Raw genomic sequence first — 24,974 nt, forward strand, 5'->3', positions numbered from 1 at the left:
GCTTGGAATTAATGTATTCCCCTTAGTATCTACAAATGAAGTAATTGGACGGACAGTCGGAGTGTATTTTGCAGTTATTTCTGTTCCGTTCTTATCAACTCGTTTGACTGTAACTCCTGAAGCCTTCCCAACAAAGTCTTTTTCTGGTGTGAAAGTTACCACACCATTTTCATCAATGGTATAAGTTCCTTCTCCCGGAACAACTTTTTTAGTTGAACTATCATCAAAGGTTGGTTTGACATTTTCATCAATTTCAACAGTCTTCTCCACACCGTTTACTTCAACTTTACCACCAGCAAAAGTTGGTGTGCCGTGTTGTGTTTGTCCTTTTGGACCTTCGGATTCAGCATCTATAGAAGTTGGTTTAACAGGTATTACAGTTGGAGTATACGTTGCTGTAGCAGTTGCTGTAATATCAGTATCATTAGCATCTTTTCCTAATTTTGCAGTAAGTGAAACTGTGACAGGTGTTGCTGTACCTGTAAATGTCTTCAATGGAACAAAGGTTACTCTGCCTGTTTCATTATCAATTGAGTAGGTACCCTGACCATCAATTGTTAGAGTATCAACAAATCCACCTGTTTTTGGATCTACTAACTTAGCAGGCGAAGAAGCACTTGGTTTTACTGGTGATCCATCTCCAACAGATGTAAAGGTTGGAGTTTCTTTTTGAGTGGCACCTTGAACATCAGTCGAAGTCACATTATGTCCTTCAATCGTATCAGTTACTGTAATATGGTAGGTTGTTGTAGCGGTTGATGAATCAACTCCATGATCAACTCCCGACTCAGTTCCACCGATTGTTGCTTCAGTAGTGTAATTTCCATTACTATCAATAACATCAATCTTAACAGTATATACTCCTACTTCATTTAAGCTATATCCACTAGCAATATTATAGTTATTTACATCTTGTTTGGTATCAAATACTTTTTGAACTCCTGAAGGCGATGTTACTGTGATTCTAGTGATATAGGTAGTTTTTCCATATTTAGCATCTTCAGAGTCTGAGATGCTTACTGCAGCTTTTGCTTCATTACGAAGGTCGACAGCTGTACCTTTTGTTGAAGTATAATCTTGTGAAGTTGCTGTTGGTTTTGTATTTACAACCGTTGCCACATCCGTATTTGTGGCAATCGTCCCTCTAATAATACCACCAAACCCTGACTTAGTATGAACTTCCCAAGAGTCATTTCCAAGCTTAGTAGCAGTCACTTCCGTTCCATCAGATGACGCCCAGGTATTTGAATGTTTGTCATAAGTGACAGTTACTGACATTCCATCACCTACCTGATTAGTATTCTTAGAAACATAAATCGTTTCTGGGCGAGTTGGCGTTTCTACACTTGTCACTTTCCCAGTGCTATCAAGCTGTCGAATGTACTCATAGATATAAAATTTCATACCACCGTCTTGCTGAGCTTCTGTGTACACTTGACGTTTAGTCCATCTTGTCGTACCATCACCATTCAGTGTTTTACTTTCAGCATAGTCGCTAGGTAACTCCCAGTGTCCGGTAGCCTTATTAAAAGTAGCAGTATGTTTTTGCCCATCCGTTCCATTTAACTCAACTTGTTCACGTAAGAAAGTTCCCTTAACATTTTCAGCAGATGCTTCTACTTTGATATTATCAACACCAACTTTGGCAGTTGCCTCTGATGTCACAGGAATATTAAAGACTATATCGGAATCTACAATACCTAATTCTTGATTTTCAGAAACAGCTGTGTTGGTTGAACCACTGTCTACGAGCCATTTGCCATTAACTGCTTTTAGATTGGTTACAGTACCATCCGGCATTGTTACCTTAGCACTTGATGCACCTTTAGAAATTTTAACTGGTACAACTGTTGAGTAAGTTTCAACGTTTTGAACCTCAACCTTTGGTTTCACGACTAATGTTACAGTAGCATGTGCTTCTTGTCCAGATTGGTTCCAGACATTATTATTAGCCAATTTATCATAATCTTTTGCAAATACGGAGACTGTGTAAATTCCTGCTTCAGTTAATTTTCCAGAAATGATTCCTCTCCCCATATTCGTTTGATCAGCAGCTTGCTCATCAGAAGTACTGTTTGCAACACTATAGCTAGTACCTGGAATTAGGACTTTAGAATCATCTAATTGTTCACCAATGGTGTTATATCCTGAAACTCCTGTCACTGCTCTAGAAAATCTTTGAGGCACTCTTACAACTTTTCCTTCAACTGTCGTGTAGTTATAAGTTCCTCGACTATTTGCTGGTGTTGCACTGGCACCTGATTCGTCATAGAATTGAATATTTACATTAGCATCATCACCTACTTTACGATCATAACGCTCAGAATCTGATTTTATTTTAGGAGGCGTGCTATCTTGCCACCCGACCCAACCAGCACGAAGATTCTGAATTTGGAAAGTTACTGTTCGACCATCTGTATTGGTCGCAGTAATATTAAATCGTAAATCATAAACTCCATTTTCAATATCCGCTATGACTTTTCCTTGAATTGTGTCTGTTTCTGAATCGTATGTCAAGCCCGGCACAAGGTTAGTTGGGGTTACAGAAGTTAAACTCCAACCAGCTTGCTTAGCTTTTTCTGTAACTGCAATACGATCTTTCAAACCTTTAATATAAACTCTGTCAACTCCTTGTTCATACCCATAGCCATAAATTTCTGTAGCTAGGTATTCATAACCACCGTTAGCAGAGTATATTGACGTCGCAGCGTTTGAAATTCTTGACCCATCCGCACGGAGTTTATTTCTCCAAAGTGGTGCTTCTTCTGCTAATTTTTTAGCGGCATCAGGAGTTAATGGATAATCTACACGTCCTTTGTTGTTATGACCAGTCTTTCCACCTTGTTCTGTATGCATCCCATTTCCAGCATTTGTATCATTACCAACCCGCTGATTAGAATAGACTTCAATCTCTAGACCTGTAGCATCAGTACCCGTAATTAATTTAATTTCTTGTACTGGAATTGTATAGGTATCTTTACCAGTATGATTTGCAGCGTTTGTTTCCGATGCATGAGTTGTATTAGAACCCTCTTCAGCATAGAAATCTTGAGCAGCCAAAGCTACTCCAAAGTTCCCGTCTTTTCCAACTCCTGCTTTTTTCAGATCATTGTAGACAGCAAGAATGGAATCATTTAAGCGTGACAATTGATCATTGATTTGTTTAGCTGTAAGGGCATCATTCGCTAGGACTTTTTTAGTTTCTGCAATAACTCCCTTATTATTAGCTACCGCCGCCTCAATCGCCGCTTTGTTTTCACCCTCAACCTTATTTTTCCGGACTGCTTCAGTTGCTAAAACATTGGTTACCTCAGCTTCAGAAGTAACTTGTTCTAAGATTTTTTTAGCTTCTTGGACTGGTACAACAGTTTCTTTTGTTTCTTTGGTTTCTTCTGCTTTTTCTGTAGATTCCGTTATTTTCCCAACTTCGACAGACTCAGCAAATACCGTAATTAACTCTTTAATCTTAGCAAGTTCAGTATCCACTTCCTCTTGCTCAACTATCTCTTTTGAGATGACAGATTTCGCAGAATCTAATAGCTCTTTAGCAGATGTTAGTACCACGTCATCTATATTCTTTGCTGTTTTTACTTTCTCTTCAAGTTCTGTAATTTTTTTAACTAAATCCGTTTTATCAACCGTCTTAAGGGCAACTTCTTTTTCTTTTTCTATCGAAGTTTCTGGTTTTTCTGTTTCCGTAGAAGATTCCGTATTCAATGTCGATGTTGAAACAAGCGTAGTATCTGCTCCTTGAAGTTCCATCGCTGATACTGCTCCATTGCCCAAAAACATCAAACCTGCTGAAATTGCTACTGATGCTACTCCTAAACTATACTTTCGAATCCCGTATCGAATGTATTTCTCCGTTCTAAAATCCTGTTGCTTACTCTTCATAAGAAAAACAACCTCCCTATTTTTATTATGTCGATATTGAAATATAGAAAAAACGAAATTTCTTTCCCTTCTCGAAAATTGGTTTTTAAATTTCGTTATTCTAAAAGGATTATATCCTCATATTCAATATGCATATTCATACTAACATTTTCTGTTCTCTTTTTCAACATTTTTAATTATTTTATTTGAGAAAAATACAAAAATAATTTAACACCAAATACTTTAAAAGACCAATACTCACAGAGGTTTACATCATGTAAATTTCAGGTGTCGCTTATCCAATAATTAAATAAAATACACTTTTATGTATCAATTTATTTTTTAGAGTTTTGTAGAAGTTAAATTTTTCCCACACTTACATTGTTATAACAAAAAAATTTCTATAAGAAGTACACAAATCTAACAGTATATTTCTTAGCCGTTATTTATAGATTATCATGAAAATTTGACTTAGAGGCCGAGACCCTAAACCTTGACTACAGATTCTTTTTTTGTTAAAATGTAACAAATCTTATTACATCTAATATAAGATAAATCCATGAAAGGACTTCAACTATGAAATCATTAAAAGGTATTTTATTTATCGGACTTAGTATGCTTCTGACTATCCTAGCTTGGCTTAGTTCAGGCGCTAGTCAGTTTCTAATCCCTGGTTTAGCTCTCACTACCCTCTCACTTACTTTTATACTAGCTAGCCGTTTACCCCTGCTTGAGGCTTGGTTTAACGGACTTGAAAAGATGTATCTTGCTCATAAATTCACTGCTTTTCTATCCATTCTCCTACTAACCCTACACAACTTTAGCATGGGTGGTCTCTGGGGTTCGCATTTGGCTGCCCAGTTTGGAAATATCGCTATCTATATCTTTATCAGCATTGTTCTGGTTGCCTATCTGGGACAATACATCCAGTATGAAGCTTGGAGATGGATTCATCGATTGGTTTATCTAGCCTATATCTTTGGCCTTTTTCATGTTTTGATGATCATGGGAAATCGTCTCCTCTCCTTTAGTTTCCTAGGTCTTATCTTTGGAATCTATGCTATTTTAGGCTTGCTTGCAGGATTTTATATTATTTTCCTTTATCAAAAGGTCGGTTTCACCTATCTTGGAAAAATCGTAGGAATCAAACGCCTCAACCACGACACGACTGAAATTGAAATAGAACTCAGTCATCCTTTCACCTACGAATATGGACAATTTGCCTTTCTAAAAATTTTCCAAAAAGGTTTTGAAACTGCTCCACACCCTTTCTCCATCTCAGGAGGACAAGGACGAACTCTTTATTTTACGATTAAAAACTCTGGTGACCACACCAAGAATATCTATGACAATCTTCAAGTTGGTAGCAAGGTCGCAGTTGATCGCGCCTATGGACATATGACTATGGAACACGGTCCAAAGCAGCAAATCTGGATCGCAGGTGGAATTGGAATGACACCTTTCATCTCTTATATCCGAGAGCATCCTATCCTAGACAGGAATGTCCGCTTCTACTATAGTTTCCGTGGAGAGGAAAATGCTGTCTACCTAGATCTACTTCGTGACTACGCCCGTCAAAATGCTAACTTTGACCTGCAGCTAGTCGATAGCAATGAAAAAGGATACCTGACTTTGGATCAAGAAGAAATCCCTGACCAGACTACAGTCTATATGTGTGGACCTCTTCCTATGATGAAGGCCCTTGCCAAGCAAATTAAGAAAAAGAATCCCAAAGCAAAACTCATTTACGAAGGTTTCAAGTTTAAATAAGATCATTGTCCCTCTAACACAAAAGAGGGACTTTCTTTTCACTTTATTTCTCTCTTCTATGCTATACTTAGTTTAGTACATTCTTTGAGATTGGAGCCAGTATGAAAATCCATAAAACCGTGAATCCCATTGCCTATGAAAACACTTATTATCTGGAAGGGGACCAACACCTGATTGTGGTTGACCCAGGTAGCCATTGGAAAGCTATCCGCAAGACTATCGAAAAAATCAACAAACCAGTCTGTGCGATTCTCCTGACCCACACCCACTACGACCATATTATGAGTCTGGACTTGGTTCGCGAGACTTTTGGAAATCCCCCAGTTTATGTAGCAGAGAGCGAAGCTAGCTGGCTTTACACTCCAGTCGATAATCTCTCTGGTCTCCCTCGTCACGATGATATGGCAGATGTGGTCGCAAAACCAGCAGAGCACACCTTTACCTTTCATGAGGAATACCAGCTTGAGGAATTTCGTTTTACAGTTCTACCAACCCCAGGGCACTCTATCGGCGGTGTTTCTATCGTCTTTCCTGATGCTCATCTAGTCTTGACGGGAGATGCTCTATTCCGAGAAACCATCGGACGGACAGACCTTCCTACAGGTAGCACGGAACAACTCCTCCATAGCATTCAGACGCAGCTCTTCACACTTCCTAACTACGATGTCTATCCTGGGCATGGTCTAGCTACGACGATCGCTCACGAAAAGACCTTTAATCCCTTTTTCTAGCAAGCAAAAAACCAAGGATAACATCCTTGGTTTTTTTGTAGCTTCTATTTCTATGTCAATATTTGCTCAGAAGAATCAAAGTTGAACTAGAAAAATAAATCAAAACTAATTAGCTCGATTCAATTCTTTCCAGTCAATGTTAGACAAATCAAGCTTTTCAGAAGAGATATCTAAAACTTGCTCTGCTTTTTCATTGCCACCTATTTGAATAGTTGCTTCTTTAATCTTCTGCACTCCGTTTTTATCAAACGAATATAGAGACAGGTTCATTTCTGGACGAGTTGACTGCCAGTCTGCATAAGAGACTTGACCGTTTTCATAAATATCAAATCCTGAGCGAAAACCACCTGCAGAAGCTATATATGCTGTGTGAAGTAAGCTAGGTTTTTGATTTTCCAAATAATAAATGGCTGAAACAAATTTTTCATCGCCAATAAGCAACTCGTCTTGACCATCCTTATTCAAATCAACAATTGCGTATTTCCAATCGGGTGCATTATGATAATCCATTCGAGAGAAAACCAGGCCATATTCTTCTGAAGTAATCTTATCTTGTTTATTTTCCTTGTATAAATCTTCTCTCTTACCTTGTTTTAAAAGGTCTGTAAAGTGGTTATAGCGTTCAATCACTTCTTTATATAAATCTTGTCTAGTTTCTTTCTTATTTTCAGCAGTCGATTGCGATTCCTTGGTTGACGAGTCACTAGTATTTTCAGCCTTTGCTTCTGTTGATACACTAGTCTTATCGTCTTTGGAGACAGATGATAGTGCAGATGAAGGTTCTGTATTGTTCCTATTTTTATTGAGACCACAAGATGCTAGAACTGAAATCGAAAGAATAGCTGATAGCATCATTAAAAATTTCTTCATGTTAACCTCGATAGCATTGCATTTTCAGATGGATAAACTTCAAAAATGAATCATTAATCCCAAGATGATACTTGATTAAGGACTTACTTTACCAAATAATCACACGATCCTCTGGTGAACGCCACATACCGTCTCCTTCTTTGACATCGTATGTTGTATAGAAGTCATCGAAGTTTGGTACTTGCACATTGACACGGAGTTTGGCAGGCGCGTGCACATCGACACTGGCCATAAGCTTCATCAATTCTGGACGGCCTTTCATGCGCCAGATACGAGCAAAGTTGTGGAAGAATTCTTCAGCTGAGAAGTCTGGTTCTCTCTTAGCAGCTTCAAGGGCTGCAGCAATTCCTCCCAAGTCAGCAACGTTTTCAGACACGGTTAGTTTCCCATTAATCGTTGCACCGTAAGATTCTTGTCCATCAAACTGGTCGATAACTTTCTGCGTTTTTTCTTTGAAAGCAGTATAGTCACTCTCTGTCCACCAATCCTTGAGACTACCATTTTCATCAAAGGACGCACCATTTGTGTCAAAGGCGTGAGAAATCTCGTGAGCAATAACTGCACCAATACCACCGTAGTTGGCAGAAGATGACTGGTGCAAATCATAGAATGGAGCCTGTAAAATGGCAGCTGGGAAGACAATCAAGTTCTTCTGAGGATTGTAGTAGGCATTGACCATGTGAGCTGGCATACCCCACTCCTTGTAGTCAACCGGTTGGTTCCACTTGCTCCAGCTGTGCTTGATTTCCACACGCGCAAAGGCTAGGGCATTCTCAAAGAGACTGGCAGTTTCATCCACTACTTTGTCCTTGTAGCGTTCTGGCAATTCCTCTGGATAACCGATATAAGGCTTGATGACATTGAGTTTGACAATGGCCTTATCACGCGTTTCAGGAGTGAGCCAGTCGTTCTTAGCCAAACGTTCCTTATAAACATCGATCATAGTCGCCACTTTTTTCTCTACATCAGCCTTAGCTTCTGGGGAAAATTTTTCATACGCATACCAGAGACCAAGGGCTTGCTTAAAGGGTCCTTGGGCCAAGTGATAGGCTGCCTTGACCTTGTCCTGAGCTTCTGGCACACCTGAAAGAGCACGACCATAGGCACCTGACAAAACACGAATCTCATCAGTTAGATAGCTGGTTGAGAGATTGACCACACCCAAAATCAAGGTTGCCTTAAGCAAAGGCCAAGCTTCATCACTATAAAATTGATCTGCTGCTTGCCAGAAACGTTCCTCGTCTACGATAACCTTATCTGGAGTTTGTCCAAGAACTGTTTGGAAGAAATCATCCAGAGGTAGGGCAGGAGCAAATTTCTTGAAATCTTCATAAGCGTATGGATGATAGAGTTTGGCATATTCTGAACTTTCTTCGTTAGAAAGCACCACAGCCGCAATGCGACGGTCCAATTCCAATCTCTTCTCTAGTAGGTCTTCGATTTCCTCATCTGAAAAATCATAGGCTTTGAGTAGATTCGCAGTACTTTCCTTCCAAAGCATCAAGAGTTCCTCACGCTGAGGATGGTCTTCAGCGTAGTAAGTTGTATCTGGTAAAATCGTCCCTGGTGCACTTGCCCAGAGAACATTGGTTCTGGCATCCATAAAGTCTGGTGAAACACCAAATGGAAGGAAGTTTGGTTTACCAGCTAGTTCAAACGCTGCTAGTTTGCTGGTAAAATCTTCAAAACTCTCCAAATCTTGGTATTCCTTGAGCATTGGCAAAACAGGCTTGATCCCATCTGCTTCTCTCTTGTCAAAATCACGTACCATACGATGGTACTTAACAAAGTTTGCGAGGATGGCATCCTCTGGAACATCTTCGCCTGCCAACCACTTGTCCGTAGTCGCCAGCATCAACTCTTCAATTTCCTCATCAAGGTCAATAAAGCCACCTGTTCGAGATTTGTCAGCTGGAATGACAGCTGTTTTTTCCCATTCACCATTGATTGCATCATAAAAATCGTCTTGATAACGTGTCATCTTGTTCTCGCTTTCATTTTTTCACTTATTCTTAGCTTAGCAAAAAACACTTGGGAATGCAATTAAAAATAGTCTCTCTTTTTTCTTCATTTTTCAGTTATTATTTTAAATTTTTCAAAAATTAACTTGACTTAATTTTTTTTTTAATGTATATTAAAAGATAGGAGGAAAACAATTGTATGATACGTATCGAAAACCTCAGTGTCTCCTACAAAGAAACGTTGGCACTAAAGGATATTTCACTAGTGCTCCACGGACCAACTATTACCGGAATTATTGGTCCAAACGGTGCTGGAAAATCAACTTTATTAAAAAGTATGTTGGGAATTATCCCACATGAAGGTCAGGCCTTTCTCGATGACAAAGAATTCAAGAAATCTTTACATCGAGTTGCCTATGTCGAGCAAAAAATCCATATCGACTACAATTTCCCTATCAAGGTCAAGGAATGTGTCTCACTGGGACTCTATCCATCTATCCCGCTCTTCCACACTTTAAAGGCCAGCCACTGGAAAAAAGTGGCGGATGCACTTGAAATCGTTGGACTCTCAGACTATGCTGATCGCCAAATCAGTCAGCTCTCTGGAGGACAATTCCAACGTGTTTTGATTGCCCGCTGCTTAGTGCAGGAAGCTGACTACATCTTTTTAGATGAGCCTTTTGTCGGGATTGACTCGATCAGTGAAGAGATTATCATGAATACACTGAGAAACCTTAAAAAAGCTGGTAAAACAGTTCTCATCGTCCATCATGACCTCAGTAAAGTCCCCCATTATTTCGACCAAGTTATGCTTCTCAATCGAGAATTGGTAGCTATTGGTCCAACTGAAGAAACCTTTACCGAAGTCAATCTCAAAAAAGCTTATGGTAGCAAGCTCTTCTTTAATGGAGGTGACCTATGATAGCAGAATTTATCGATGGATTGCAACATTTCCATTTCCTACAAAATGCCTTGATAACAGCTATAGTCATCGGAGTGGTTGCTGGAGCTGTGGGATGTTTTATCATCCTACGTGGAATGTCTCTCATGGGGGATGCCATTTCTCACGCAGTTTTGCCCGGCGTAGCCCTTTCCTTTATCTTGGGAATTGATTTCTTTATTGGAGCCATTATCTTTGGCTTGATGGCTTCCATCATCATTACCTACATCAAGGGTAACTCTATCATCAAGAGTGACACTGCCATTGGTATTACCTTTTCATCTTTCTTAGCCTTAGGTGTCATCTTGATTAGTGTTGCCAAGAGTTCGACAGACCTCTTCCATATCCTTTTTGGGAATATCCTCGCTGTCCAAGATACGGACATGTGGATCACCATTGGTGTGGGGGCATTGATTCTCTTGATTATCGGGATTTTCTTTAAACAACTATTGATTACATCCTTTGACGAACTCCTGGCTAAAGCCATGGGAATGCCCGTCAATTTCTACCACTATCTGCTCATGGTGCTCTTGACCCTTGTGTCAGTCACTGCCATGCAAAGTGTTGGAACTATTCTTATCGTGGCCATGTTGATCACCCCAGCTGCGACGGCTTACCTGTATGCTAATAGCCTAAAGAGCATGATTTTTCTTTCATCAACCCTAGGGGCAACCGCTTCTGTTTTGGGACTCTTTATCGGCTATAGCTTCAATCTCGCAGCAGGATCCAGCATCGTGCTCACATCTGCCAGCTTCTTCTTAATCAGTTTCTTTATCTCTCCAAAGCAACGATACTTGAAACTAAAAAATAAAAAAATCAATAAATAAGGGGAAACCCTTCTGGAGGAATCTAATGAAAAAATTAGGTACATTGCTCGTTCTTTTTCTTTCTATCATTGGATTAGCTGCCTGTGCTAGTGGGAAAAAAGATACAGCATCTACAAACCAAAAACTAAAAGTTGTTGCTACAAACTCAATCATCGCTGATATTACTAAAAATATCGCTGGCGATAAGATCGATCTTCACAGTATCGTTCCTGTTGGTCAAGACCCACACGAGTACGAACCACTTCCTGAAGACGTAAAGAAAACTTCTGAGGCTGACCTCATTTTCTATAACGGTATCAACCTTGAAACAGGTGGCAATGCTTGGTTTACCAAATTGGTCGAAAATGCCAAGAAAACTGAAAACAAAGACTACTATGCAGTTAGTGACGGCGTAGATATCATCTACCTTGAAGGTCAAAACGAGAAAGGCAAAGAAGACCCACACGCTTGGCTCAACCTTGAAAATGGGATAATTTATGCTAAAAATATCGCTAAACAGTTGATTGCAAAAGACCCTAGCAACAAGGAATTCTACGAAAAAAATCTCAAAGACTATACTGAAAAGCTAGACAAACTGGACAAGGAAGCTAAAGAGAAATTTAACAATATCCCTGCTGAGAAAAAACTCATTGTAACCAGCGAAGGATGCTTCAAATACTTCTCTAAAGCTTACGAAGTTCCAAGTGCCTACATCTGGGAAATCAACACAGAAGAAGAAGGAACACCTGAACAAATCAAGACCTTGGTTGAAAAACTTCGCCAAACAAAAGTTCCATCACTCTTTGTTGAATCAAGTGTCGATGACCGTCCAATGAAGACTGTTTCACAAGACACAAATATCCCAATTTACGCACAAATCTTTACTGACTCAATCGCTGAAGAAGGTAAAGAAGGTGACAGCTACTACAACATGATGAAATACAACCTTGACAAGATTGCTGAAGGTTTGTCTAAGTAATCCACTAAAAAACGTCGTTCTCACATGAACGGTCGTTTTTTCTCTTTTAATTTCCAGTCAAATCATTGGAAAAATCTGACAATTCTCGGTAAAATAAAAGAAAAAAGAATGGAGTAGTTTCATGACCACTTTTCTCGGAAATCCTGTAACCTTTACAGGTAAACAACTGCAAGTCGGAGACAAGGCACTTGACTTTTCTCTTACGACAACCGATCTCTCTAAAAAAACGCTAGCTGACTTTGATGGAAAGAAAAAAGTCTTGAGTGTTGTCCCTTCTATCGATACTGGTATCTGCTCAACGCAAACACGTCGTTTCAACCAGGAACTTGCCAACATCGACAACACCGTCGTTCTTACCGTTTCTATGGACCTACCATTTGCTCAAGGACGCTGGTGTGGGGCTGAAGGCCTTGACAATGCCATCATGCTTTCAGACTACTTTGACCATTCTTTCGGGCGTGATTATGCCCTCTTGATCAACGAATGGCATCTCCTTGCACGTGCTGTCTTTGTTCTCGACACTGATAATGTCATCCGTTATGTAGAATACGTTGACAACATCAACACGGAACCAGACTTTGAAGCTGCTATTGCTGCAGTGAAAGAACTGGACTAAAATCAAAGCCATTATGGCAGAAGGCTAGAGAAATCTAGCTTTTTTTGATATACTAGATGGAGAGAAAAGACAAGAGGAAACGAATGACGCCAAATAAAGAAGACTACCTAAAATGTATTTATGAAATTGGTACGGAGATGCAGAAAATCACCAATAAGGAAATTGCTGCCCGTATGCAAGTCTCTCCACCTGCCGTAACAGAGATGATCAAACGTATGAAAAGTGAGAATCTCATCCTCAAGGATAAGGAGAACGGCTATCTATTGACAGATATTGGGCTCAAACTAGTCTCCGAGCTCTATCGCAAACACCGGTTGATTGAGGTCTTTCTAGTTCACCATCTCGACTATACTAGTGACCAGATCCACGAAGAAGCTGAGGTCCTAGAGCACACTGTATCCGATCTCTTCGTAGAGAGACTGGATAAACTCCTGGGCTTCCCTAAAACCTGTCCCCACGGAGGAACCATCCCAGCCAAGGGAGAGCTCTTGGTTGAAATCAACAACTTACCACTGGCAGACGTCCAAGAAGCTGGAACCTATCTCCTGACTCGCGTTCATGATAGTTTTGAACTACTCAAATATCTAGAAAAGCATGAAATCCATATCGGTGACCAAGTCAAAGTCAAGCAATTTGATAATTTTTCCAATACTTTTACACTGGTCAACAAAGGTGAAGACCTCCAAGTTAGCATCGATATCGCCAAACAACTCTATGTCGAAAAAATCAACTAAGCCCTTATTCCTGAAAGAAATTCCTTTCAGGGATTTTTTATTATGTTAGTTGTAAGTTCCATTCGTTTGGTGTAGAATGAAGCTAGATAAAAGAGGGAGGTCTTCCTATGAAAAAGCTCTTTAGAATCCATTTTGCAGCCATTGTAGTCAGCGATTTGCTACTGTTGGTAACTTTCAGACCCCGATACGAACTTTCTTTGGAGAGAGGCCTGATTTTTTGCTTCATTTTCATCCTTGCTCAGGGACTACTGCTATTTCGCTTGGTCAATCGACTCAAAAAACAGTTCTCTGAGATTTATCCTCAGATAAACAAAAAAATTCGCTTCTACTATTTAGGAGTGCTCATCAGCGATTTTCTATTATTTGTCTTTTTAGCCATCACTGGCCCTCAATATTTCTACTCTCTTACTCCAGTCTTTACTTCCTGTCATTCTACTTTATATTATATAACGGCTAGCCACCTAAGAGAAAACTATCCCGACTTTTACGACAAACACATCTCCTTCTGGGAGTGCCTATAAATAAAAACCAAGCCAGCTGGCTTGGTTTTCTTATCTATTTTTAGTATCAAGGATGATGGTGACTGGTCCGTCATTGACCAGCTCCACCTGCATATCCGCTCCAAAGATGCCTGTCTGAACAGCGACTTCCTGTGCTAGCTTTTGATTGAAAGCGTTATAGAAGTCTGATGCCCTATCAGGCTTGGCTGCACCTGTAAAGGCTGGACGATTGCCCTTCTTAGTATCTGCAAAGAGGGTAAACTGAGAAATGGAAAGGATTTCCCCCTCAATATCCTTAACAGACAGATTCATCTTGCCTTCTGCATCTGAAAAAATCCGCATGTTGACGAGCTTTCTCACAGCATAGTCCAAATCTTCCTCTTGGTCATCTGGCCCAACACCGACCAGCAATAAAAGCCCCTGATTAATTTTCCCATGAACCTGACCTTCGATACTGACTTGAGCTTTTTTAACCCGTTGGATAATGATTTTCATAAGCGCCTTTCTAGTAATAGCTAGGACAATTAGCCGTTGGTCCGTTTAACAGAGTAAACCTCTGGCACACTCTTAATCTTATCCACGACTGTGGTCAGTGTAGAGAGGTTGGAAATACCAAAGGAGACATGGATATTAGCAAATTTCATATCCTTGGTTGGTTGGGCGTTAACGGTTGAGATATTCTTTGTCGTGTTGGAGAGAACTTGTAAAACATCGTTCAAGAGCCCTGTACGGTTGAGACCATAGATATCGATGTGGGCAGTGTATTCCTTGCTTGAGAATTGATCTTCCCACTCCACATCAAGGAGACGTTGCTCGTAGTTTTCTTGGGCACGGAGATTCATACAGTCCACACGGTGAATAGCCACACCGCGTCCCTTAGTAATGTAACCGACAATGTCGTCACCCGGCACTGGATTGCAACACTTGGCAATCCGAACTAGGAGACCTGAAGCCCCTTCAATGACCACACCACCCTCATGCTTAACCTTGAGGGTTTCTTTGTTCTCGACTTTAACTTCGCCACCTTTGACAAGCTCTTCTGCTTCCGCCTTGGCCTTGGCACGCTCTTCCTCACGGCGTTCCTTTTCGGTCAAACGGTTAAAGACGGTAATAGCGCCAATTTCTCCAAAACCAATGGCTGCGTAGAGAGCCTCCTCTGTCTTGTAGCTGGTCTTTTGAAGAACCTCATCCATATGGCGCTTGTCCATGAATTTATTGGCTACATAGCCGTTTTCTTGGAACTGGGCCATCAACATCTCACGGCCCTTGTTAACGGATAATTCCTTGTCTTGATTTTTAAAGAACTGACGAATCTTGTTGCGCGCCTTGCTGGTCTTGACCATGTTGAGCCAGTCACGACTCGGACCAAAGGAGTTGGGGTTGGTGATAATTTCAACCTGATCCCCTGTCTTAAGCTTAGTTGTCAGCGGAACCATACGTCCATTGACCTTGGCACCAGTCGCTTTTTCACCGACTTTGGTATGGATTTCATAGGCAAAGTCAATCGGTCCTGAATCTTTTGGAAGGGAACGAACTGCACCATCTGGAGTAAAGACGTAAATCTCCTCCGCCAGATAGTTTTCTTTAACAGAGTCCACAAATTCCTTTGCATCATCAGCCTGGTCTTGGAGCTCCATCATCTCCTTGATCCAGTTCATTCCAATAGCAGATTCCTTGCTGTTGACCTGCCCTTTAATGCCTTTCTTATATGCCCAGTGAGCTGCTACCCCGTACTCAGCCACTTCGTGCATTTCCTTGGTCCGAATCTGGAACTCAATCGGCCCTTTTGGCCCATAAACAGTCGTATGGATAGACTGGTAACCATTGGCCTTACGGTTAGCGATATAGTCTTTGAAGCGGCCTGGCATAGGTTTCCAAAGTTCATGCACATAACCTAGCATAGCATAGACATCACTCTGGGTATCCAAGATACAGCGAATGGCAATCAGGTCATAAATTTCCTCAAAGCGTTTCTTCTTATCCTGCATCTTGCGGTAGATCGAATAGATATGCTTAGGACGACCATAGATTTTCCCTTTGAGATTGCGTTCGGTAGCGTACTCTTCCAACTTAGTTACGACTTCATCAACCAAAGCCTCACGTTCTCTGCGTTTTTCCTTCATCATGTGGGTAATCTTGTAAAACTCAGTCGGATTGAGGTAACGGAAAGATAGATCTTCCAACTCCCACTTGACACTGGAAATCCCTAGACGATGAGCAAGTGGTGCGTAAATTTCCATGGTTTCTCTGGAGATACGTTCTTGCTTGTCCTTTCGCAGGTGTTTGAGAGTCCGCATATTGTGCAAACGGTCCGATAATTTAACCAAGATAACACGGATATCCTCTGACATGGCCATAAGCATCTTGCGGTGATTTTCAGCCAATTGTTCCTCGAGTGATTTGTACTCAACCTTACCAAGCTTGGTCACCCCATCAACGATAATCCGAACATCATGACCGAACTCTCTCTCCAGATCATCCAGTGTCGCATCTGTGTCTTCAACCACGTCATGCAAAAAACCGCAGGCAACCGTCACGGCATCTAGCTTGAGTTTAGCTAAAATCCCTGCTACCTGAATGGGATGGATAATATAGGGCTCTCCTGATTTCCGAAACTGCCCACTATGACAATCAACTGCGTAAATCAATGCTTTTTGTACAAAAGCAACGTCTTCCTTTGTTAAATATTCTTTCGTTAAAGCGACTACCTGATCGCCCGTCAAATTCACTTCTTTCGGCATCTATACTCTCCAATTCTTCCTACCATTTTATCACTTTTTTAAGGATATGAAAACTAGAAAAGCTCTGTTTTTATGCCAATACCAATCATTAAAAAAACACTACCAGATTTCTCTAGTAGTGTTTTGACATTTCATTTGCTTAGTAGACAGTTTTTTCAGTTTCTACGTCGAAGAAGTGTGCTTTGTTCAAGTCAAATCCAAGTTCAACCGTTGCACCTGTTTGCAAGTAGTCACGAGCATCCACTTTTGCAACAAATTCATCTTTACCAACTTGGCAGTAAAGGTGAGATTCTGAACCAAGCAATTCTGATACAGAGATAGTTGCTTTGACAACTGATTCTGGGAATGTTTCAAGGAAAGCAGGTTCTGCATTCACATCTTCTGGACGAATACCGAAGATCAATTCTTTGCCTTCGTAGCCTTTATCACGAAGAACTTTCAAAGCTCCTTCTGGAACTTTCAAGCGGAAACCGTCAGAAACAATTTCACCACCAACCAATTTCACATTGATGAAGTTCATAGCTGGGCTTCCGATAAATCCTGCAACGAACTTGTTAACTGGATTTTTGTAAACTTCTTGAGGAGTACCGATTTGTTCTACACGTCCGATAGTACCTGTACCAGCAGGGTTCTTAGTAGCTGACATGATAACGATACGGTCTGCCAATGTCATCGCTTCTGTTTGGTCGTGGGTTACGTAGATAGTTGTAGCACCGATACGACGGTGGATCTTCGCAATTTCAGCACGCATAGATACACGAAGTTTGGCATCCAAGTTTGACAAAGGCTCGTCCATCAAGAACACTTTTGCATCACGGACGATGGCACGACCCATGGCAACACGTTGACGTTGACCACCAGAAAGGTCAGCAGGTTTACGATCCAAGAACTCTTTCAAGCCAAGGATTGCTGCTGCTTCTTGAACACGCTTGTCGATGTCTTCCTTGCTGTACTTACGCAATTTCAAACCGAAAGCCATGTTGTCATAAACAGTCATGTGTGGGTAAAGAGCGTAGTTTTGGAATACCATGGCAATGTCACGGTCTTTTGGAGCTACGTCGTTGACAACAACGCCATCGATAGATGCAGTACCTTCTGTAATGTCTTCAAGACCAGCGATCATACGAAGAGTTGTTGATTTACCACATCCTGAAGGACCTACGAAAACGATAAATTCCTTGTCTTTGATGTCCAAGTTGAAGTCTTCAACTGAGTAGTGTTCGCTGTTTGGATATTTTTTGTAAATGTTTTTAAGATTTAATTCTACCATGGAAGGTGAACTCCTTTTATTTTTTGATAGTTATATTATAAATGAAAACGCTTTACATTTCTATGGCAAGGTGACCAAAAAAATAAAAAAGTTCTGTGCAACTTGCACAAAACTTTAGAGAATATCTGGTATAATCAACTGATAACAAAGGGTGAGATCCGTCAACTCCTTCAACTGAAGTCCTGTCAATTCTTCCCACTTATCAATCTTGTATTGGAGAGAATTGCGGTGCAAGTAGAGTTGCTGAGCTGTCTTAGTTAGGACTGCACTATTTTCCCATAAGGAGAGAATGATTTCCTGAATCTGGTCTTGGTCCAGAATCAACTGACGAAGGTAGTCTTTGATAATTCTATGGTCAACCAGTCCTTCCCCAAGACTCCAGAGATAGAGCTGTGAAAAAGTATGAACCCCTTGATGACCTTGACGCCACCAAGCCTTAAACAAGTCCCGCTCTGCTTGGATTAAATCTGACAGAGCCTGATACCCAGTCTGAGACCAAACCTGCCCCAACATGATAGATAGACGAAGACCAAAGTCATACTCTACTGCCTCAATCGTATCGGATAGGATTGAGCGAACAGAAGTGTATTTATCTTGCTGGAGAACAAAAACATAGTCCTGAACTCCGACCTGCAACACTGTCTGACAGTTAGGAAAGAGGGTCTGCATCATATCCAGCCAAGAGGCTAGATTTTCCTGTTGGTAATAGGAAAGATGGCAATAAACCAGTTGTATCTTTTTAAAAGTTTGAGGCGCCTGCCCCCTACCCTCTATCAGATAGGAATACCAAGGATTGAGCGAACGAGCCTGCTCCTGCTGGGTTAAAAGGGCAATTAACTGTTTTTCACGTTCAGTGAGATTGGACTCCTTCAGTAAAATCCACTGTTGAGAAGTCAGAGGAAGTGTAAGATATCCTAGCTTCTCTATCGGCTGATCTAAAATCTGAGCCTCAGGAAACCAGTCTAGTAATTCTTTTGCAAGCATTTCTACGCCTCCACTTTTTGGATACACCACGAAATCAAGGTCTCTAGACGCTCCATATTATCAGTCAGATGAAGATAACCCATGACAGCTTCAAAGCCAGTCGACATCCGATAAGTTACGACATCTGCATTTTTAGCCTTTGTGTGGCTATTGGTATTGCGCCCACGTTTATAGATTTCTTCTTCTTTTTCCGTTAAAACTTGCTCCTCCAGCATCAGGGAAATCAGGCGAGCCTGAGCCTTGGCCGAGACATACTTGGTCGCCTCTTGGTGAAGTTTATTGGGCTTGGTCATGCCTTTGAGGATGAGATGGCGGCGGATATACATGGAATAAACCGCATCCCCTTCAAAAGCAAGAGCAATTCCGTTAATGAGATTGACATCAATCACGTGTCCACCTCACTCCATCTTTGGTGTCAAGGAGCTTAATCCCTTTAGCAGCCAGTTGGTCACGGATTTGGTCTGCTGTCGCAAAATCACGATTAGCACGCGCTTCTTGGCGTTTTTGGATCAAGGCTTCGATCTCTGCATCCAAAACTTCCTCAACAAAGACAATTCCGAAGACTTCTAACATAGCCGCAAGAGCTTCCTTAACACTTGCATCATAGTTGCCTGAATTGATCCATTTGGCCATTTCAAAAACAACTGTGATACCATTGGCAGCGTTAAAGTCCTCATCCATAGCCGCTACAAACTTATCTTTAAAAGCTTGTAACTCTTGAGCATCTACAGTCCCAGAAAATGGTTGCTCGTAGGTGTTCTTTAGATACTTAAGATTGGTCTCGGCATCACGCACTGCTTTTTCTGTAAAGTTGATTGGCTTGCGGTAATGCTGAGTGGCAAAGAAGAAACGAAGGACTTGGCCATCGATGGTTTTGAGGGCATCATGGACAGTGATAAAGTTGCCCAAGGACTTGGACATCTTGACATTGTCGATATTGACAAAGCCATTGTGTATCCAGTAGTTGGCAAAAGTCTTACCTGTTTTAGCTTCTGACTGGGCAATTTCATTGGTATGATGAGGAAATTCGAGATCGGCTCCGCCACCGTGGATATCAATGGTATCGCCCAAAATCTCTGTTGACATGACCGAACACTCAATATGCCAGCCCGGACGACCAGGTCCCCAAGGACTATCCCAAGAAATCTCTCCTGGCTTGGTAGCTTTCCAGAGAGCAAAGTCCACTGGATTTTCCTTACGGGCGGTCTCCTCATCTGTCCGACCTGAAGCACCTAGTTCCAAGTCTGCCAAAGTTTTGTTGGCTAGTTTGGCATAATTGTGAGACTTTTCCACGCGGAAGTAGACATCGCCCTCTGACTCATAGGCGTAGCCTTTGTCAACCAAGTCCTCAACAAAACGGATGATGTCAGCCATAAACTCCACCACCCGCGGATGACGAGTCGCAGGTTTTACACCCAGAGCTGAGACATCCTCACGAAAAGCTGCGATATACTTATCAGCCACTTCTTTTGGTGTGATGCCTTCTTCCTTGGCGCGATGGATAATCTTATCATCTACATCTGTAAAATTGGAAATATAATTTACCTCAAATCCCCGATACTCAAAATAGCGACGAACTGTGTCAAAAGCTACTGTTGAGCGGGCATTGCCGACATGGATATAGTTATAAACCGTCGGACCGCAGACATACATGCGAACCTTGCCCTCTTCAATGGGCACAAATTCACGTAGGCTGCGGGTCATGGTGTCGTAAATTTTAATCATGCGGTCCACTCCCTTCTCTATTTCTGACTTTTTCGGCTGAAAACCATCTCTGCAAAAGGACCAAATTGTCTGAGGCTATCCAATTGGTAAAAGCGCTGCCCTTCCTCTTGGGTAAAGAGGGGAACCCCCTTTCCTAGGATAAGGGGCGCTATCTGAATAATGAGGTGGTCGAAAAGATCCGCATCCAAGAGCGGTCCTACCAAGGAATTACCACCAATCACAAAGACATTTTTACCTTTGTCAATCTGGTGAACAAAGTCCACCACATCCCCAGCTACTGGCTGGTAATTGCTGACAGGCAGGTGCCTATCATGCGTAAAGACATAGTTCTCCGTAGCTTGATAAAAACTTTCTACATCTTGCAAATCTTGGATTTCCTCAAAGGTCCGCTTGCCCATGATGGTGATATCCATTTGCCTGTAAAAGTCATCATAGCCTGTATCCTCTACAGAACCAAGCTGATGCAGCCAGTCTATCCTGTGCTGGCTATCTGCCAAGTAGCCATCCATGGTGATACAGCCGTAAAAATATACTGCCATTCTTGTAGTTACCTTTCTAGTTCCTTTGCTATTATCAAAGCGATAGTGAAAAAAGTCATGGCATCAGCTGTCCGCTCTTCATGGCGGGCATCCCAGGTTCGGTTATGATGATCCACATAGTCAGCTGTGTAGAAGAACTGATAGACTTTACTCTTGCGAAATTGACTCCAAGCCATGATAGCTGAAGCTTCCATGTCCACCACTTTGGCTCCAGCAGCCAAGCGACGCTTGACCTTATCAGGCGTTTCTCGATAAAAGGCATCAGTCGTCCAAGACTTGGTGCGGATATGTTCGATATTGTGCTTGTCAAAGATGGCTTCCAGCTCGATCAGCAGAGACTCGTCATAGGCGACTTCATCACCCGGTGGGGCATAGTGATAGCTAGTTCCTTCATCTCGCAATGCTGCCGCAGGTAGGATAATTTTATCCGCCTCAATTGAGCGGTCCAAAACGCCACAGGAACCTAAAATGATAAAATTTTTGAAGCCTCTGGCCGCCAACTCCTCCAGCTGGCCGACTATCATGGGAGCCCCAATTGGAGCCAACATAACTGCTAGCTTGCTAGGTCCTTGGCCATAAATATACCATGGATGATGGCCGTTTATGCTTTTCAAATAGCCTCCCGGATAGACATCTTCTGACTCAATCAAACGTTTCAGAATTTCGCCATTAAAGGACAGAATGATGGTTTCGCATACCTCTCCCTTGTCATGGACTGGCTTTTCAGTTGGCTCAATAACTGCTGCTACATCTTCAAATTCCTCTAATAGCATAACTTCTCTTTCTTTAAGGCTCCAGCAAATCCGCCTTCATTTTATTTAGACGGCGCAGTTTGGTCTCATCTTTTTTGGCTTCACTGATATAATGAGCCCATTCACGCTGGTGGCTAGGTGGCAGTTTAATAAAGCGCTCCTTAGCAAGACCATCCAAGCGTTCTTGCAACTCAAGAACTGCCTGGTTCAAAATTGCGTCTGATAAATCTGACATAGTTCTTACCTCCTGTCATACTTCACCTCGATAACTTTGCTACCCTATCCTACAACCCTGACGATCTGTGACTGGCTTCTCTAGCCTGCTCTAGTTTATTGACGTAGTACTCTCGTTTTTCTTCGACTTCGTGGATCGTTGGTTCATCCTTCTGTCCATGAACTCGGACGATCTTAGCTGGAATACCGACAACCGTCACATCACTAGGTACATCTGCCACGACAACTGCTGCTGCACCAACCTTGGCATTTTCACCGATTTCCACTGGTCCGATGACTTGGGCATGGGCTGATATGAGAGCTCCTTTACGCACAGTCGGATGGCGTTTGCCAACATCCTTCCCTGTTCCACCAAGAGTCACTCCATGATAGAGAAGAACGCCTTTTTCAACAATCGCCGTCTCTCCAATCACCAGGCCTGAGCCATGGTCGATAAAGACACCTGATTCTATCTGAGCACCCGGATGAATCTCAATCTGTGTCCAAAAGCGCCAAAACTGACTGTGCATCCGAGCCAGGAGTTTGAAGCCGTGCTTCCAGAGAAAATGCGAGAGACGGTGGGCAGCTAAGGCCTTGACACCTGGATAAGTCAGCAAAACTTCCAAACTGTTGCGTGCCGCTGGATCATTTTCTTTTACAATATCAATGGTTTCGCGCCACCATCCCATACATTTCTCCTTTTCTTATTCTGAATCTTTTGGTGTTTCTGTAACTTCTTTCTTAGGTTTGTGGTCCTTGTGATGACGTGGACGGTGAGGTCGCTCAGACTTTTCGCCTTTTTCATCATGCTCAGGTTTTGGCGGACGAGGAAGAAGGGCTTTCATAGAGGCATCGATACGGCCTTTTTCATCAATCTTGATAACCTTAACATCGACTTCATCACCGATAGCTACCAAGTCCTCGACACGGTTGGTACGAGTCCAAGCCATTTCAGAAATGTGCACAAGTGCATCTGTCTTATCAAAGAGGTTGACAAAGGCACCAAATTTCTCGATACGAACAACCTTGGCATGGTAAACTTCATCCACTTTGGCTTCACGAACCAAACCAGCAATGATTTCTTTGGTACGGTTAATGGCATCTTGGTCGCTAGAGTAGATAGACACATTTCCTTCTTCGTCGATATCAATCTTAACGCCTGTTTCAGCGATAATCTTGTCGATGGTTTCTCCACCCTTACCGATGACAATCTTGATCTTGTCCACATCAATCTTGATGGTATCAATTTTCGGAGCAGTTGGAGCCAATTCTGGACGAACTTCTGGAATCGTTGCTTCAATCACATCAAGGATTTCAAAACGGGCTTTCTTGGCTTGGGCAAGAGCTTCTGTCAAGATTTCAGCAGTAATCCCTTGGATCTTGATATCCATTTGAAGGGCTGTAATCCCGTCACGAGTACCTGCAACCTTGAAGTCCATGTCTCCAAAGTGATCTTCCAAACCTTGGATATCCGTCAAGACTGTGTAGTTATTTCCATCTGAAATGAGACCCATAGCAATACCAGCTACCGGCGCCTTGATCGGCACACCACCAGCCATAAGGGCAAGGGTTCCTGCACAGATAGAGGCTTGAGAAGAAGAACCGTTTGATTCCAAGACCTCAGCCACCAAGCGGATAGCATATGGGAATTCTTCCAAACTTGGCAAAACTTGAGCAAGGGCACGCTCACCAAGAGCACCGTGACCGATTTCACGACGACCTGGCGCACCGTAACGGCCTGTTTCCCCTACAGAGTATTGAGGGAAGTTATAGTGGTGCATAAAGCGTTTCTTGTACTCTGGATCCAAACCATCGATGATTTGAGTTTCTCCCATCGGAGCCAAGGTCAAAACTGAAAGGGCTTGAGTTTGTCCACGAGTGAAAAGACCGGAACCATGTACACGAGGAAGATAGTCAACCTGCGCATCTAAAGGACGGATTTCATCGACCTTACGACCATCAGGACGCACCTTGTCTTCTGTAATCAAACGGCGTACTTCAGCGTGTTCCATTTGTTCCAAGATTTCAGCCACATCACGCATGATACGGTCACATTCTTCGTGGTCTACATATTTTTCTTCGTAAACAGCAGTCACTTGGTCTTTAACTGCTTGAGTTGCAGCTTCACGAGCCAATTTTTCTTCTACTTGAACCGCTTTTTGAAGGTCGCTGTTATAGGCTGCGATGATTTCAGCTTGCAAGTCAGCATCTACATGAAGCAATTCCACTTCTGCTTTTTCCTTACCGACTGCCGCAACGATTTCTTCTTGGAAGGCAATCAATTCTTTAACAGCTTCGTGCCCTTTGAGAAGAGCTTCCAACATGATTTCTTCTGATAATTCTTTGGCACCAGACTCAACCATGTTGATTGCATGTTTAGTTCCTGCAACTGTCAATTCAAGAAGCGATTGCTCTGCCTGTTCTTGAGTAGGGTTGATGATGATTTGGCCATCGACATAACCCACTTGTACCCCAGCGATTGGACCGTCAAACGGAATGTCTGAGATAGAAAGTGCCAAGGATGAACCAAACATAGCTGCCATTGGTGCAGATGCATTTTCATCGTAAGAAAGAACCGTATTGATGACTTGCACTTCGTTACGGAAACCTTCCGCAAACATGGGACGGATTGGACGGTCAATCAAACGCGCTGTCAAAGTCGCATCTGTTGAAGGACGTCCTTCACGTTTCATAAAGCCACCAGGAAACTTCCCGGCCGCATACATTTTTTCTTCGTAGTTGACTTGAAGAGGGAAGAAATCCCCAGTTGCCATCTTCTTAGACATAACGGCCGCAGTCAAGACAGTTGACTCACCGTAACGCACAACAACCGAGCCATTTGCTTGCTTAGCAACCTGACCAGTCTCTACGATTAACTCACGACCCGCAAAAGTCGTTTGAAACACTTGTTTTGTCATTTTAATCCCCTTTGGATTGATGAAATTATACGCCTTGCCTACAAAGATCAAG

The 24,974-nt window shown here is 42.1% G+C and carries 22 protein-coding genes; 8 read left to right on the top strand and 14 right to left on the bottom strand.

What is annotated here, in order from left to right; all coding sequences use genetic code 11:
- Window positions 1-3,894, bottom strand: a 3,894-nt coding sequence (locus tag HMPREF1115_RS10710; RefSeq protein WP_000837687.1) for a YSIRK-type signal peptide-containing protein, incomplete at its 3' end; no start/stop codon positions are given.
- Between the two features lie 555 nt (window positions 3,895-4,449).
- Here HMPREF1115_RS10710 and HMPREF1115_RS10715 point away from each other — a divergent pair.
- On the top strand, window positions 4,450-5,643 hold the full coding sequence (locus tag HMPREF1115_RS10715) for a ferredoxin reductase family protein (protein ID WP_002882666.1): 1,194 nt from the start codon (window positions 4,450-4,452) through the stop codon (window positions 5,641-5,643).
- A 101-nt stretch (window positions 5,644-5,744) separates the two neighbouring features.
- Window positions 5,745-6,374: an MBL fold metallo-hydrolase gene (locus HMPREF1115_RS10720; RefSeq protein WP_000690825.1), complete on the top strand. Its 630-nt coding sequence runs from the start codon at window positions 5,745-5,747 to the stop codon at window positions 6,372-6,374.
- Between the two features lie 105 nt (window positions 6,375-6,479).
- Here HMPREF1115_RS10720 and HMPREF1115_RS10725 read toward each other — a convergent pair whose 3' ends face one another.
- A complete protein-coding gene (locus HMPREF1115_RS10725; RefSeq protein WP_025171023.1) occupies window positions 6,480-7,244 on the bottom strand; it encodes a hypothetical protein in 765 nt (254 codons plus the stop codon).
- Between the two features lie 88 nt (window positions 7,245-7,332).
- The gene (locus HMPREF1115_RS10730; protein ID WP_000199232.1) at window positions 7,333-9,225 is read right to left on the bottom strand and encodes a M13 family metallopeptidase; all 1,893 of its coding nucleotides are present in this window, start codon (window positions 9,223-9,225) and stop codon (window positions 7,333-7,335) included.
- Between the two features lie 179 nt (window positions 9,226-9,404).
- On the opposite strand from HMPREF1115_RS10730, the gene HMPREF1115_RS10735 reads away from it, so the two are divergent.
- The 6 genes from HMPREF1115_RS10735 (at window position 9,405) to HMPREF1115_RS12315 (ending at window position 13,801) form a co-directional block, all read left to right on the top strand.
- A complete protein-coding gene (locus HMPREF1115_RS10735; protein ID WP_000619157.1) occupies window positions 9,405-10,127 on the top strand; it encodes a metal ABC transporter ATP-binding protein in 723 nt (240 codons plus the stop codon).
- A complete protein-coding gene (locus HMPREF1115_RS10740) occupies window positions 10,124-10,972 on the top strand; it encodes a metal ABC transporter permease (RefSeq protein ID WP_000559774.1) in 849 nt (282 codons plus the stop codon). The genes HMPREF1115_RS10735 and HMPREF1115_RS10740 overlap by 4 nt, the downstream gene beginning before the upstream one ends.
- A 25-nt stretch (window positions 10,973-10,997) precedes the next feature.
- Window positions 10,998-11,930: a metal ABC transporter substrate-binding protein gene (locus HMPREF1115_RS10745; protein ID WP_000733063.1), complete on the top strand. Its 933-nt coding sequence runs from the start codon at window positions 10,998-11,000 to the stop codon at window positions 11,928-11,930.
- Window positions 11,931-12,051: 121 nt separating this feature from the next.
- Window positions 12,052-12,546 carry a thiol peroxidase gene (gene tpx / locus HMPREF1115_RS10750; RefSeq protein WP_000206535.1) on the top strand — a complete coding sequence of 165 codons (495 nt, stop codon included), beginning with the start codon at window positions 12,052-12,054 and terminating at the stop codon, window positions 12,544-12,546.
- A gap of 83 nt (window positions 12,547-12,629) precedes the next feature.
- Window positions 12,630-13,280 carry a metal-dependent transcriptional regulator gene (locus tag HMPREF1115_RS10755; RefSeq protein WP_000188540.1) on the top strand — a complete coding sequence of 217 codons (651 nt, stop codon included), beginning with the start codon at window positions 12,630-12,632 and terminating at the stop codon, window positions 13,278-13,280.
- Window positions 13,281-13,387: 107 nt separating this feature from the next.
- Window positions 13,388-13,801 (top strand): hypothetical protein, encoded by a 414-nt coding sequence (locus HMPREF1115_RS12315; RefSeq protein ID WP_000732786.1) that lies wholly within the window; start codon window positions 13,388-13,390, stop codon window positions 13,799-13,801.
- Between the two features lie 30 nt (window positions 13,802-13,831).
- On the opposite strand, the gene dtd is transcribed toward HMPREF1115_RS12315, so the two are convergent.
- The 11 genes from dtd to pnp form a co-directional block, all read right to left on the bottom strand.
- Window positions 13,832-14,275 carry a D-aminoacyl-tRNA deacylase gene (dtd, locus tag HMPREF1115_RS10765; RefSeq protein ID WP_000691409.1) on the bottom strand — a complete coding sequence of 148 codons (444 nt, stop codon included), beginning with the start codon at window positions 14,273-14,275 and terminating at the stop codon, window positions 13,832-13,834.
- Between the two features lie 29 nt (window positions 14,276-14,304).
- Window positions 14,305-16,521 carry a RelA/SpoT family protein gene (locus HMPREF1115_RS10770; protein ID WP_001123776.1) on the bottom strand — a complete coding sequence of 739 codons (2,217 nt, stop codon included), beginning with the start codon at window positions 16,519-16,521 and terminating at the stop codon, window positions 14,305-14,307.
- 139 nt (window positions 16,522-16,660) lie between these two features.
- Window positions 16,661-17,791, bottom strand: coding sequence for an ABC transporter ATP-binding protein (locus tag HMPREF1115_RS10775; RefSeq protein WP_000229940.1), 1,131 nt, complete (start codon window positions 17,789-17,791; stop codon window positions 16,661-16,663).
- Window positions 17,792-17,905: 114 nt separating this feature from the next.
- Complete coding sequence (locus HMPREF1115_RS10780) at window positions 17,906-18,775, bottom strand: helix-turn-helix domain-containing protein (RefSeq protein ID WP_000879844.1); 870 nt, start codon at window positions 18,773-18,775, stop codon at window positions 17,906-17,908.
- A 2-nt stretch (window positions 18,776-18,777) separates the two neighbouring features.
- Complete coding sequence (locus HMPREF1115_RS10785; protein ID WP_000567922.1) at window positions 18,778-19,164, bottom strand: Mini-ribonuclease 3; 387 nt, start codon at window positions 19,162-19,164, stop codon at window positions 18,778-18,780.
- Entirely contained in the window at window positions 19,157-20,500 is a 1,344-nt protein-coding gene (gene cysS / locus HMPREF1115_RS10790; protein ID WP_000591141.1) for a cysteine--tRNA ligase, read from the bottom strand. The genes HMPREF1115_RS10785 and cysS overlap by 8 nt, the downstream gene beginning before the upstream one ends.
- A 17-nt stretch (window positions 20,501-20,517) precedes the next feature.
- Window positions 20,518-21,039, bottom strand: a complete 522-nt coding sequence (locus HMPREF1115_RS10795; RefSeq protein ID WP_000301975.1) for a dihydrofolate reductase family protein — start codon at window positions 21,037-21,039, stop codon at window positions 20,518-20,520.
- An 8-nt stretch (window positions 21,040-21,047) separates the two neighbouring features.
- Complete coding sequence (locus HMPREF1115_RS10800) at window positions 21,048-21,812, bottom strand: nucleoside phosphorylase (RefSeq protein WP_000923403.1); 765 nt, start codon at window positions 21,810-21,812, stop codon at window positions 21,048-21,050.
- Between the two features lie 13 nt (window positions 21,813-21,825).
- Window positions 21,826-22,026: a YdeI/OmpD-associated family protein gene (locus HMPREF1115_RS10805; RefSeq protein WP_002882686.1), complete on the bottom strand. Its 201-nt coding sequence runs from the start codon at window positions 22,024-22,026 to the stop codon at window positions 21,826-21,828.
- 49 nt (window positions 22,027-22,075) lie between these two features.
- On the bottom strand, window positions 22,076-22,693 hold the full coding sequence (gene cysE, locus HMPREF1115_RS10810; RefSeq protein ID WP_000539964.1) for a serine O-acetyltransferase: 618 nt from the start codon (window positions 22,691-22,693) through the stop codon (window positions 22,076-22,078).
- A gap of 15 nt (window positions 22,694-22,708) precedes the next feature.
- Complete coding sequence (pnp, locus tag HMPREF1115_RS10815) at window positions 22,709-24,922, bottom strand: polyribonucleotide nucleotidyltransferase (protein WP_000166426.1); 2,214 nt, start codon at window positions 24,920-24,922, stop codon at window positions 22,709-22,711.
- Window positions 24,923-24,974 lie beyond the last annotated feature (52 nt).

It is taken from the genome of Streptococcus oralis SK610, assembly GCF_000257455.1.
Classification (GTDB): domain Bacteria; phylum Bacillota; class Bacilli; order Lactobacillales; family Streptococcaceae; genus Streptococcus; species Streptococcus oralis_CB.